The organism is Kitasatospora sp. NPDC127121 (genome assembly GCF_042677305.1).
GTDB lineage: Bacteria > Actinomycetota > Actinomycetes > Streptomycetales > Streptomycetaceae > Kitasatospora.
Window position 1 is genome coordinate 76,974 of record NZ_JBHXTQ010000026.1, and the last position, 11,824, is coordinate 88,797.

Genomic DNA, 11,824 nt, shown 5'->3' on the forward strand with positions numbered 1-11,824 from the left:
GTTCGTCCCCCTTGCCCCCCCCCGGGGGGCGGTGGGTGTCCCCCCGCCCGCAGCACCCGCCCCCCCCCCGGGGGGCCCGGCGGGTTTCGCGGGGGGGCCCCACCGGTGTGCCGGGCGTCAGCGCAGGCTGCCGTCCATGGAGTTGAGCAGCGTGCCGGAGGCGTCGTCGTTCTCCAGGGAGAAGGCGAACAGACCGCCGAGGCCCTTGCTCTTGGTGTAGGCGCCGCGCGCCTGGATGGCCTGCGGGGTGTCGCCGGTCCAGAAGTTGGTGCCGTCGTAGACCCAGCTGCTCTCGGTGACCGGGTCCCAGTGGGTGGTGGCAGCGGTCGGGTTGAGCTCCTTCCAGGCGGCCAGTCCGGCCTCCTGGCTCAGCGGCTTGGCGGCCGTCGGGCCGGTCGCGCTCTGGTACAGGCCGTAGTTGGAGCCGGCCGGGACGCCCGTCCAGCCGCGCCAGTAGAACGGGATGCCGAGCACCAGCTTGTTGGCGGGGAAGCCGCCGGGGATGCCGTACTCGGGCAGGCCGGTGGTGTACGCGGCGAGCATGGTGTCCACGTTGTACTTGCGGGTGCCGGGGGTGATCGGCGTGGTCGGGTCGGCCGGGCTGTCGTGCAGCGGGTCCTGGTGGTTGGTCGGGCCCTTGGCGTCCCAGGCGCCGTGCATGTCGTAGGACATGACGTCGGCGTAGTCGAGGTAGTTGCCGATCTTGTCGGTCTCCAGCTGGGCGATCTTGTCCTGGCCGCTGGGCAGGGCCGCGGACAGCAGGTAGCGCTTGCCCTGGGCGGAGCCGAGCGCGTCCAGCTGGGTGCGGAACTCCTTGAGCAGGAGGGTGAAGTTCTGCTTGTCGGCAGGGGAGTAGTGGTTGCCGGTGTGGCCGCCGGCCGAGCCCGGGTACTCCCAGTCGAGGTCGACGCCGTCGAAGATGCCGGCCGCCGTGGCCGCGCCGCCGGAGGCGTCGCCCGCGACGCCGGTCGGCAGGTTCCCCTTGAGGAACATGTCGACGCAGGAGGAGACGAAGGTCTTCCGGGAGGCGTCGGTGGCGGCCGCGTCGGAGAAGTACTTGGAGTACGTCCAGCCGCCGATCGAGATGGTGAACCGCAGGTTCGGGTACTTGGCCTTGAGCTGGCGCAGCTGGTTGAAGTTGCCCTTGAGCGGCTGCTCCCAGGTGTCGCTGCTGCCGTCCACGCTGGTGCCGGAGTTGTAGTCGGACTGGTAGTCGGCGTAGGCGTCGCCCGCGCCGTCACCGGCGTTGGGGTTGTTCTCGTTGGTCGAGTCGGAGGCCTTCACCGCCTGGAAGCAGGTGAGCTTGGTGGGGTCGATGTTGGCGAACGCGTAGTGGATGACGTCCAGCTTGCCCGCGGCGCCGCTGGTGTCGACGTTCTTCGGGTAGTACGCGTTCTCGTAGACGCCCCACTGGTCGAAGTAGGCCGAGCGGACGGGCTGTTGCGCGGGCGCGGCGGCCGTCGTGGTGCTCACCGCGGCGGACTGGGCGGAGGCGTGGGAGCCGGAGTAGCCCTGGACGCTGAAGGTGTACGCCTTGCCGGGCAGCAGCGAGCTGACGGCGACGGAGGTGCCCATCGAGGTGGCGACCAGCTGGCCGTTGGACCACACCTTGTAGGCGATCGGGCCGTCGCCGGTGGTCAGGGTGGAGGGCTGCCAGGTGAGCACCACGGCGCCCGCGGTGACCTTGCTGACGGCGACGCCGGTGGGCGTGGTGACCTTGCCGTCCCCGGCCGGGCCGCTGGCGGTGGCCGTCGCGGTCGGGCTGCCGGATCCGGTGGGGCTGCCGCTGGCCGTCGGGCTGCCGCTCGCGGTGGGGCTGGTCGAGGCGGTGGGGCTGCCGGACGCGGTCGGACTGCTGGACGCGGTGGGGCTTCCGGAGGCCGTCGGGCTGCCGCTCGCGGTGGGGCTGCCGGTGGAGGTGGGCCCGGCCGGGCCGGTGAGGCTGAGGTCGTCGGCGTAGTAGGCGCCGGTGCCGTACCAGCCGTGGGTGAAGACCGTCACCGAGGTGGTGGTGGCGCCGGTGGTGAAGGTGGTGCTCAGCTGGTTCCAGCCGGTGCCGCCGGGCGTCCAGACCGAGGAGTTGACGCCCGTCCCGGTGGCGCCGAGGTAGACGTAGCTGCCCTGGACGAAGCCGGACAGGGTGTACGTGGTGTTCGGCTGGACGGTGACGGTCTGCTGGCACTGAGCGGTGTCGGAGGCCGAGGCCGCGCCGCTGAGCGCGTAACTCCCGCCGTGCACCGGGGTGGTGACGACGGAGCCGTTGGCGCAGGTCCAGCCGGTCAGGGTGCCGGCCTCGAAGTCGCCGTTGGCCAGCAGGTTCACCGGGGCGGCCGAGGCGGGGCTGAGGGTCAGGGCGAGGGCGGCGCCGCTGGTGCTGAGCGTGGCGGCGAGGGCCAGGGCCATGGCCCGTCTGCGCGGAGCGGTCCGGCGCCCGGCGGCCGGGGCGGGCCGTGCGGGCATGACGCGGTCGTGCATGCGGTGTGTCCTCCGGATGTGTGGGGGTTCCGGCGGTGCGTGGCCCGGGTGGGCCGGGGGAGCCGCCCTGGCGCTGTGGGGGCGCGCGGGCAGGTGGAGCGTGCCGACGTACGGACGGCGGGCGCGGCGGGCCGGCTGACCCGCTCGCGTCACGACATCACAGATTGGACTGGACCAATATTCGCCGTCAAGGGTGTCCGCCCGCTGGACCGTTCCGGGCCGCCGCCGCCCGGGCCCGGTAGGTTGACCGCTGCGGAGCAGGCCCGCCGAACGGAGGACTCGCCATGGACAGCCAGGACTGGGACGACCGCTACGCCGCGACCGAGCTGGTGTGGGGCGCCGAGCCCAACCGCTGGGTGGTCCGCGAACTGGCCGGCCTCACCCCGGCCCACACCCCCGGCCACGCCCTCGACCTGGCCGCCGGCGAAGGCCGCAACGCCATCTGGCTGGCCGGCCGGGGCTGGGAGGTCACCGGGCTGGACTACTCCGCCGTCGCCCTGGAACGCGCCGAGCGGCTCACCGCCGACCTGCCCGACGAGGTCGCCGACCGGCTCACCTGGCGGCACGGCGACGCCCGCACCTTTGAGGCCCCCGCCGCCGGCTACGACCTGATCCTGGTCGCCTACCTCCAAGTCCCCGCCCAGGACCGGCGGACCGCGCTGCGCCGCGCCGCCGCCGCGCTCGCTCCCGGCGGCACCCTGCTGGTGGTCGGGCACGACCTGAGCAACCTCACCGAGGGCGTCGGCGGCCCGCAGGACCCGGCCGTGCTGTTCACCCCGGAGGATGTCCTCGCCGACCTCGCCGACCGCGGCCTGCGCACCGTCCGGGCCGAACGGGTGCACCGGACGGTCGGCCCGGAGCCCGGGCACAAGGGCGAGGGCGACGGCGTCGCGGTCGACGCGCTGGTGCGCCTGGAGCGGGGTGCCGAGTGATGACGGGGCGCCGAGTGGCGGGAGACCAGGTGATGAGGGGCCGAGTGATGGAGCACCGAGTGGCGGCGCGGCCGGCCCGGCGCACCCTGCTCACCGGCCTGGCGATCGCCGCTCCGGTGCTGCTGGCGGGCTGCTCGGCCGCCTCCGGCAAGGCCGGCAAGAAGGCGGGCAAGGACGCCGGCGCGGCCAGGGCGAGCGACGCGGGCGGCGAGGCCCTGGTGATGATCATCCGCCACGGCGAGAAGCCGGACGGCAACCACCCGGGACTGGACGAGAACGGTGGCCACGACGGCAAGTCCCTGACCGAGCGCGGCTGGTCCCGCGCCCGGGCGCTGCCCACCCTGTTCGCCCCGCCCGCCCCCGGCCTGCGCACCCCCGTCCGGATCCTCGCCGCCACCGACCAGGGCCCGCTGGCCGGGGCGCACCGGATGCGGCAGACCGTCACCCCGCTGGCCGCCAAGCTCGGGCTGACCGTCGACACCGGGTACGCCGAGTCCCAGGAGACGGCGCTGGCCGGCGTCGCCCTGGCGGGGCCCCAGCCGGTGCTGATCTGCTGGGAGCACTCGCGGATCCCGCGGATCGTCGAGGCGCTCGGCGCCGCCGGCAGCGGCGCGCCCGCCACCTGGCCGGACCGCTTCGACCTGGTCTGGGTGTTCGCCCGCCCGGCCGGCGGGGCCTGGACCTTCCAGGAGGTCCGCCAGCACCTGCTGGACGGCGACGCCTGATCCGCCTGCCGGCGTACGCGATGTGACGAAGAGTCAACTAGCTTGTGAGTCATGAGAATTCGCGCGTTCTTCGCCGCCGCGGCCGTCACGGCGATGCTGCTGTCCGGCTGCGCCGAATCCGGCTCCGAGGGCGGGCCGCAGCCCCGGCCGACCCGGGCCAGCGGCGCGCCGCCGACCGGGGGCGAGCGCCGGGCCGACGGTGCCGAACTGCTCTACCGGGCCGAGGGCGGTCGCAGCGCCCAGAACCCCGCCTTCGCCCCGGACGGCCGCTCGGTGCTGCTGACCGAGTTCAGCGAGGGCTACAACAAGGGCGCCGCCGCCCTCGGGGTGCTGCCGCTGGACGGCGGCCGCACGCCGCAGAAGGTCCTGGAGGATCCCGACAAGGCGGCCGTCAACCTCCCGGGCACCAGCTGGAACGCCGCCACCGGCGCCTTCACCTTCGCCACCGACCGGGAGTCCGGCCACGACGAGGTCTGGCTGATGACGCCCGGCGGCAGCCCGGAGCGGGTCACCCGGCACGAGGACGGCAGCGGCTACAGCGAGCCGAGCTTCTCCCCGGACGGCGCCTGGATCGTCTTCCAGCAGAGCTGGGAGCCGGAACACGCCGCCGTGCACGGCGACGACGCCGAACAGGACTCGCTCTGGAAGGTCCGCCGCGACGGCGGCCCCCCGGTCCGGCTGGTCGACGGCAAGGGCACCGGCACCGACAACCGGCAGCCGAACTGGTCGCCCCGGGGCGACCGGATCGTCTTCCAGCGGCGTGCCGCCGGCAGTGAGAACTGGGCGCTGTGGACGGTCGGCGCGGACGGCACCGGCCTGCGCCAGGTCACCGACGTGCCGGGCGAGCACACCGATCCCACCTGGTCCCCGGACGGCCGGTACCTGGTGTTCTCCTCCAACCTCGGCGACCTGCCGAACGCCCAGGTCTTCGTGGTCGCGGCCGACGGCGGCCGCCCCGTCCGGGTGACCGGCGACGACGGCTCGTACGACGGCGCGCCGAGCTGGTCCCCGGACGGGAAGTGGATCGCCTTCGAGTCCGCCCCGGGCGGCGAGGCCAACCCCGCCGCCCTTTGGCGCATCCCCGCGCCCGCGCTTTAGGACCGGACAGACCTAGCCCGCCGTCACCGTCACCACCGAGTACTGCACGACGGTCAGCGGCACGCTGACCGTCGCTCCCGTGACGGTGTACGGGACGGGCTTGGGCGTCGGGTCGGTGCCGTCCGGGGTGGCGACGGTGACGGCCGTGACGGCGGCGCCGGCCGGGAGGGCGTAGGAGAGCGTGCAGTTGGCGGGCGTGGTGCGGAAGGCCGCCGGGGTGTCGCCGAAGTTGGTGAAGTTCACCAGGTGGAGGACGGTGTCGTTGCCGAGCCGCCGCGCGTCCAGGAAGATCCGGCGGTCCCCGGCCAGGGTGACGGCGGGCGGTGCGGACTGGCGGACGGGGGCGAGCAGTTGGTCGGCCGAGGCCTGGTCGGTCTTGGTGAGGTAGCTGAGCCCGGCCCGGTTGCGGACGTACCAGCAGGTGCCGCTGCCGTAGGCGTTCTGCTTGGCGGCCGGCAGCGGGCTTCCGCGGCGCAGCCCGAGCACGTCGGAGAGGGCGAACTCGGTGCGCTGGCCGCCCAGTTCGTCGAGCGCGGTGGGCGCCGGGCCGGTGATCACGATCGTCCCGCCGGCCGCGACGAAGCCCCGCAGCACGGCCGCCTCGGCGTCCGAGACCGCCTGGAGGTCGGGCAGCAGCAGCACCTTGAACCGGGCCAGGTCGGCGGCGGCCAGGCCGGGGCTGGGCACCGTGTCGAACGGGATGTGCGCGTACACCAGCGCCTTCACCGTGCCCCGGAACTCGCCCAGCCAGGGGACGGAGGCGCAGCTCTGCTCCGGGTCGTCGCCGCCCCACCAGTCGGCGATCCCGGCCGGCGCGGTCGCGTTGACGTACATCCCGATGCCCGCGCCCGGGCTGACGTAGTCCCGGGACGGGCTGGAGTGGTAGACGCCGACCTGGGCGGTCGAGGTGGCGTTGTAGAGCCGCTCCTGGTTGGTCTGGACGAAGCGGTACATCCGGGCGCGCATCGCCGCGTCCACGGTGTCGTTCTTGTACGGCGTCTTCACCTCGTAGGGGTTGCAGCCGGCCGCGATCAGCTGGGACATCACCAGCGAGGCGTCGTCGGCCTGCCAGCCGTAGGAGAACGCCCAGGCGGGCTTGGTGCCGCTGGCGCCGCGCGCGTACTTGTACATCGAGATGAGACAGACCCAGTCGGAGGCGGTGGCGTGCCGCATGCCGTCGTAGTTGCCGAGGATGTCCACCTCCCAGACCTGGCTGACGGCGCCCTCGGCCTGGCGCAGGTAGCCGCCGTCCAGGCCGATCGAGGTGGCGTAGCGGTAGTCCATCGAGACGGTCTCGACGAAGGTGACCAGGTCGGGGTTGACCACGCGCCCGGCGGCGGCGATGTCGAGCTGGAACTGGAGCAGGTTGCGGTGGCGCCATTCGACGTAGCGGCGGAACACCGGGTCGGCGAAGTCGGCGGCCTTGGGCAGGGCGAGGCCGGTGTCGGCCTTGAAGGCGGCCGCGCCCCAGGTGGAGGCGTCGCACCAGGAGAGCACGCCGTCGAAGTAGATCGGGACGTCCGGCCAGATGCCGTCCACGCCGGTGGCGGCCACGCCCTTGATCCGCTTGAGGTAGTAGTCCCGCCAGGGCGAGTTGGGGCTGAGCCAGACGCTCTCGTCGCCCGGGTCGACCCAGACCACCACGCTGCCGTAGAACACGTTGGGCTTTCCGGCGAGGTCGCGCTGCACCCAGGCGCCGCCCTGGTCGTTCTTGTAGAACGAGCGGCCCTTCTCGCCGCCGGGGGAGATCAGCTCCAGGGAGGGGTAGTACATGACGACCTTCAGACCGGCGGCGTGCGCCAGGCCGGTGAAGGTCTTCACCTCGGCCATGTGGGCCGCGAACTCGGCGTCGGTGAGCCAGTTGGAGAGCAGGGTGTCGAGTTCGATGACGCTGACGTTCTGCGCCTTCAGGGCGTCGACGGCGCTCTGCATGTCGGCGGGCTCGTTGAAGGTGCCGTCGCCGACGCGGGCGAACCGGGCCCAGTCCGGCCAGGGCTGCGCCGTGGCGGCGGTGCCCGGGAGGGGTGCGGGTGCGGGCGCGGGCTCCGGTACGGGCACGGGCGCGGACTCCGGGGCGGCGGCCCAGGCCTGGCCGCCGGGCAGCAGGCGGACGGCGGCGAGCGCGCCGCCGGTGCCCAGGCCGGCCCGCAGCAGGCGGCGGCGGCCGAGGCGCGAGGTGGTGGCGGCGGTGGCGGGTGCGGGCGGTGTTCCTTCGTGCTCGGACATGGTGGTCCCCCCAGCGTGGGTTGGCGGATCACGGGAACGTGCGCGGAACGCTCGGTGCGTCGGCGGCCGTTCTCCCGGTCGGCGGCGCCTCCGAGCCGACCCTAGTCCGCGTGCCGCCCGCCTGTTCGGCCCCTGTTCGCGGCTACGCCAGACGTCGGATCGCCGGTTGCCAGGTTGACCGAGCCGGATTGCGCGCCCGCCCCGCGCAAGCTCCTCCCCGGGGCGCTTGACAGTGTGCAGACCGTCCCCGGTGGTGACGGCGGGGGGAGCGCGGGGTAGGGGTGCTGGGAGCGCGCCGGTCGGATGATCATAGAAGTTCGACAGTGCTGTAGATTCACGGCACGGAGCGGCGGCAGGGACGAGGAGGGCACGATGAGCGTTTCGCTGGCCAAGGGGCAGAAGATCAGCCTGGAGAAGCCGGGCGGCGGTCAGCTGAGTGTGGTCCGGATGGGCCTGGGCTGGAAGGCCGCGCAGCCCAAGGGCTTCTTCGCCAAGCTGCTGGCCGCCGGTCGGGAGATCGACCTGGACGCCTCGGCGGTGCTGTTCTCCCAGGGGCGGCCGGTGGACGTGGTCTTCTTCCAGCACCTCAACAGCAATGACGGTTCCGTCCGGCACAGCGGCGACAATCTGGTCGGCGGCGCGGGCGACGCGACCGACGACGAGTCGATCACCGTCGACCTGACCAAGATGGCCGCCGAGGTCGACCAGATCCTCTTCACCGTCAACTCCTTCACCGGCCAGACCTTCCAGGAGGTCGAGGCGGCCTTCTGCCGGCTGGTCGACGAGCAGACCGGCGCCGAACTGGCCCGGTACACGCTCACCGGGGGCGGCCCGTACACCGCGCAGATCATGGCCAAGGTGCAGCGCACGCCCACCGGTTGGCAGATGACCGCGATCGGGCAGCCGGCCAGCGGACGGACCTTCCAGGACCTGATGCCGGAGCTGGTCAAGCACCTGTGACCCGGTCCGGGGCCGGCCCGCCGCGGCCGGCCCCGTCGCGGGCCTTGATGTCAGCGCACTTCCAGGTCGCGGCGCCGGAACCCGGCCAGCGCCAGGGCGATCAGGGCGGCCGCGACCAGGGTGAGCGCCGCGAGCGGCGTCCAGTCCATGGCGGCTGCCGGGAGCCGGGGCACCTGCCCGAACGGGGAGAGCCGGTCCAGGCCCGCCGGGAGCTTCAGCAGCGGGCCCAGGTATCCGATCACGAACGCGTATGCCGGCACCAGCCAGGCCAGCTGCGTCGCCCGGGGCAGCCAGCCGTACACGGCGGCGGCGAAACCCACCGTCACCCACTGGGCGGGCGCGAACGCCAGGGCCGCGCCGAGCAGTCGCGGGAACGCGCCGGCGTCACCGGTGGACAGCGCCCCGGCCAGGCCGAAGCCCACCCCCGCCGCGAGCAGCACCGCGGTCGAGCCCAGTAGTGCCGCCGCCAGGTGCCCGCCCAGCCAGCCGGACCGGGACGCCCCGGTGGCCAGCACCGGCTCGGCCCGCCCGGCGCTCTCCTCGGCGCGCGGGCGCAGCGTCGCCAGCACCGCGTAGACCGCGCCGACCACCGCCACCACCAGCAGGGTCATCGCGGCGAAGGAGTCGGTGAGCGAGCGGCCGCCGAGCCGGGCGAGGGCCTCCTTCAGCTGGTCGACGTCCTTGACCATCGCGTCGGCGCCGCCCAGCAGCGACCCGTACATCGCGCCGAGCAGCAGCAGCGCGACCGCGAAGCCGCCCAGCAGGCCGCGGTGCAGGCGCAGGGCGAGGCCGAGCGGGGTGCCGAGGGCGGGGCGCGCGGTGGGCGGCCCCGGACGGGCGGCGCGCAGGCCGGCGCCCACGTCCCGGCGGGTGCTCAGCGCGAAGCCGGCCGCGCCGGTGACGACGGTCAGGGCGAGTGCGGGCAGCAGGGGCCACCAGTGGTCGTCCACGAAGGGGTAGCTGCGCTGGAGCCAGCCGATCGGGGAGCCCCAGGAGAGCCCGTTCGACCCGGCGTCCCCGGCCGCGCGCACCGCGTAGGCGGCGCCGAGCACCGCGAGGGCCAGCCCGGAGGCCGTCCGGGCGTGCGCGGTGACCTGGACGGCGACGGCGGCGACCGCCGCGAACAGCAGTCCGGCGGCGGTGGTCGCGGCCCCGAACAGCAGCGCGCCGCCGGTGCCGAGCCCGGGGACGCCGAGGGCGGGCAGCCCGGCGGCGAGCAGCAGGCCGAGCGCGAGGTCGGCGACGGCGGCGGCGCCCAGGGCGGCCGCGAGCTGGGCGTGCCGGCCGACGGCGGCGGAGCGGACCAGCTCGGCCCGCCCGCTCTCCTCCTCGGCCCGGGTGTGCCGGGCGACGGTCAGCACGCTCATCAGCCCGGCCAGCACCGCCAGCAGGCCGAGCAGCCGGTGGCCGAGCATGGCGCCCCAGGTGTAGTCGGCCAGGTAGTGCCCGGGGCCGGTCATGGCGAGGACGGCTGAGCCGGCGGAGGCGTGGGCGATCGAGGCGCGGTCGGCGGCGGTCGGGTAGAGGGTGTGCACGCTGTTGGCGCTGGCGAGGGTGAGCAGGCCGAGGCCGAGCACCCAGGCGGAGAGGCGGAGCCGGTCGCGGCGCAGGGCGAAGCGGAGCAGCGTGGCGGTGCCGGCCAGGGTGGTGTGCGGGCGGGGCGGGCGCGGGGCCGTGGCGGGCGCGCTGGTCGCGGTGGTGGTGGCGGTCATCGGGCGGCCTCGCCGTCGAGCGGGTGCCCGTTGGCGGCCAGTTCGTCGCCGTAGTGGCGCAGCATCAGCTCCTCCAGCGTGGGCGGGTGGCTGACCAGGCTGCGCAGTCCGGCCTCGCCGAGGCGGCGGATGGCGGCGTCCAGGTGGGCGCCGTCCACGGCGAAGTGCACCCGGGCGCCCTCGGTGCGGACGGCGTGCACGCCCTCCAGCGTCTCCAGTCCGGTGACGGGGCGGTGGGTCTCGGCCTCGACCGTGGTGCGGGTGAGGTGGCGTAGTTCGCCGAGGCTGCCGGTCTGCACCACCCGGCCGTGGCGGATGATGCTGACCCGGTCGCCGAGCTTCTCCACCTCGTCCAGGATGTGGCTGGACAGCAGGACGGTCCGCCCCTGCCGCCGGGCCTGGAGGACGACGTCCTGGAAGACCACCTCCATCAGCGGGTCGAGGCCGGAGGTCGGCTCGTCGAGCAGCAGCAGTTCGGCGTCGGAGGCGAGCGCGGCGACGATGGCGACCTTCTGCCGGTTGCCCTTGGAGTAGCTGCGGCCCTTCTTGGTGGGGTCGAGGTCGAAGCGCTCGATCAGCTCGTCGCGGCGGCGGCGGTCGAGCCGGCCGCGCAGCCGGGACAGCAGGTCGATGGCCTCGCCGCCGGTGAGGTTGGGCCACAGTTCGACGTCGCCGGGGACGTAGGCGAGGCGGCGGTGCAGTTCGACGGCGTCGTGCCAGGGGTCTTTGCCGAGCAGTCGGGCGCTGCCGCCGTCGGCGCGCAGCAGGCCGAGGAGCACCCGGATGGCGGTGGACTTCCCGGCGCCGTTGGGCCCCAGGAATCCGTGCACCTCGCCGGTCTCGACGGTGAGGTCGAGGCCGTCCAGCGCGGTGGTCCGGCCGAAGGTCTTGCGCAGGCCGGTCAGGGTGATTGCCTTCGTCATGCTGCTGAAGCTACCGTAGTTTCAGAAAAACGTGAATATTGGGAAGGCGTTAAAGTTCAGTCGAGTTGTTGATCACCGGAGAGGGGAAGGCGCGCGTGGTGGAGCGGGAAGCGGAGCAGGGGCGCGACGAGCAGGCGGTGGCGGACTTCGTCGAACGGTTCGCGGCCGAGCTGGCGTCCGCGGGCATGGGCCGGATGCCGTCCCGGCTCTTCTCCTGCCTGATGGCCGAGGAGAGCGGCGTGCTGACCTCCGCCGAGCTCTCCGAGCGGCTGCGGATCAGCCCGGCCGCGGTGTCCGGCGGGATGCGCTACCTCATCCAGATCGGCCTGGCCGCCAAGGAACGCGAGCCGGGCTCGCGGCGCGACCGCTACCGGGTGCTGAACGACGTCTGGTTCGAGTCGCTGACCCGGCGCGACGAGTACCTGCTGCGCTGGGTGCGGGTGCTCAGGGACGGCGAGGCCACCGTCGGCGCGGGCACCGTCGCGGGGGCGCGACTGGGGGAGAGCGCGGCCTTCTTCGCGTTCATGGTGGACGAACTGCACGGCATGCTCGCGCGGTGGCGGGTGCACCGGGAGGGGCTGGGGCCGGGGGCGCTGCCGGGGGCCGGGGCCGGGGCCGGGTCGGATCCGGCGTAGGGCTCGGTCTCGGTCTCGGTCTCGGGAGCGTAGCGGGCGGGGCGGGGAACGCGGACGGGCCCCCCCCCCGGGGGGGGGCCGCGGCGGGGGTTGCGGGGTCACCCGGGCGGGGGGGCGGGCGGGGGGGGGGGGGCCCCC

9 protein-coding genes are annotated in these 11,824 nt (G+C 74.2%); 5 read left to right on the forward strand and 4 right to left on the reverse strand.

Going from position 1 to position 11,824, the window contains the following annotated elements:
- Positions 1-117: 117 nt before the first annotated feature.
- A complete protein-coding gene (locus tag ACFVHI_RS15950; protein ID WP_380339519.1) occupies positions 118-2,475 on the reverse strand; it encodes a glycosyl hydrolase family 18 protein in 2,358 nt (785 codons plus the stop codon).
- A gap of 284 nt (positions 2,476-2,759) precedes the next feature.
- Here ACFVHI_RS15950 and ACFVHI_RS15955 point away from each other — a divergent pair, with 284 nt between their 5' ends.
- The 3 genes from ACFVHI_RS15955 to ACFVHI_RS15965 are packed head-to-tail and all read left to right on the forward strand — an operon-like array spanning position 2,760 to position 5,230.
- Complete coding sequence (locus ACFVHI_RS15955) at positions 2,760-3,407, forward strand: class I SAM-dependent methyltransferase (RefSeq protein WP_079136135.1); 648 nt, start codon at positions 2,760-2,762, stop codon at positions 3,405-3,407.
- Between the two features lie 47 nt (positions 3,408-3,454).
- Entirely contained in the window at positions 3,455-4,132 is a 678-nt protein-coding gene (locus ACFVHI_RS15960) for a hypothetical protein (RefSeq protein ID WP_380339521.1), read from the forward strand.
- 51 nt (positions 4,133-4,183) lie between these two features.
- Positions 4,184-5,230, forward strand: coding sequence for a hypothetical protein (locus ACFVHI_RS15965; protein ID WP_380339523.1), 1,047 nt, complete (start codon positions 4,184-4,186; stop codon positions 5,228-5,230).
- Positions 5,231-5,242: 12 nt separating this feature from the next.
- On the opposite strand, the gene ACFVHI_RS15970 is transcribed toward ACFVHI_RS15965, so the two are convergent.
- Entirely contained in the window at positions 5,243-7,456 is a 2,214-nt protein-coding gene (locus ACFVHI_RS15970; RefSeq protein WP_380339525.1) for a hypothetical protein, read from the reverse strand.
- 372 nt (positions 7,457-7,828) lie between these two features.
- Between ACFVHI_RS15970 and ACFVHI_RS15975 the strand changes: the two genes are divergently transcribed.
- Complete coding sequence (locus ACFVHI_RS15975) at positions 7,829-8,416, forward strand: TerD family protein (RefSeq protein ID WP_063350626.1); 588 nt, start codon at positions 7,829-7,831, stop codon at positions 8,414-8,416.
- A gap of 50 nt (positions 8,417-8,466) precedes the next feature.
- Here the strand turns inward: ACFVHI_RS15975 and ACFVHI_RS15980 are convergent, their stop codons facing one another.
- Together ACFVHI_RS15980 and ACFVHI_RS15985 are read right to left on the reverse strand one after the other, a co-directional pair.
- Positions 8,467-10,128, reverse strand: a complete 1,662-nt coding sequence (locus ACFVHI_RS15980; RefSeq protein ID WP_380339528.1) for an ABC transporter permease — start codon at positions 10,126-10,128, stop codon at positions 8,467-8,469.
- On the reverse strand, positions 10,125-11,051 hold the full coding sequence (locus ACFVHI_RS15985; protein WP_063350628.1) for an ABC transporter ATP-binding protein: 927 nt from the start codon (positions 11,049-11,051) through the stop codon (positions 10,125-10,127). The genes ACFVHI_RS15980 and ACFVHI_RS15985 overlap by 4 nt, the downstream gene beginning before the upstream one ends.
- 68 nt (positions 11,052-11,119) lie before the next feature.
- Here ACFVHI_RS15985 and ACFVHI_RS15990 point away from each other — a divergent pair, with 68 nt between their 5' ends.
- On the forward strand, positions 11,120-11,686 hold the full coding sequence (locus ACFVHI_RS15990; protein ID WP_380339531.1) for a GbsR/MarR family transcriptional regulator: 567 nt from the start codon (positions 11,120-11,122) through the stop codon (positions 11,684-11,686).
- Positions 11,687-11,824 lie beyond the last annotated feature (138 nt).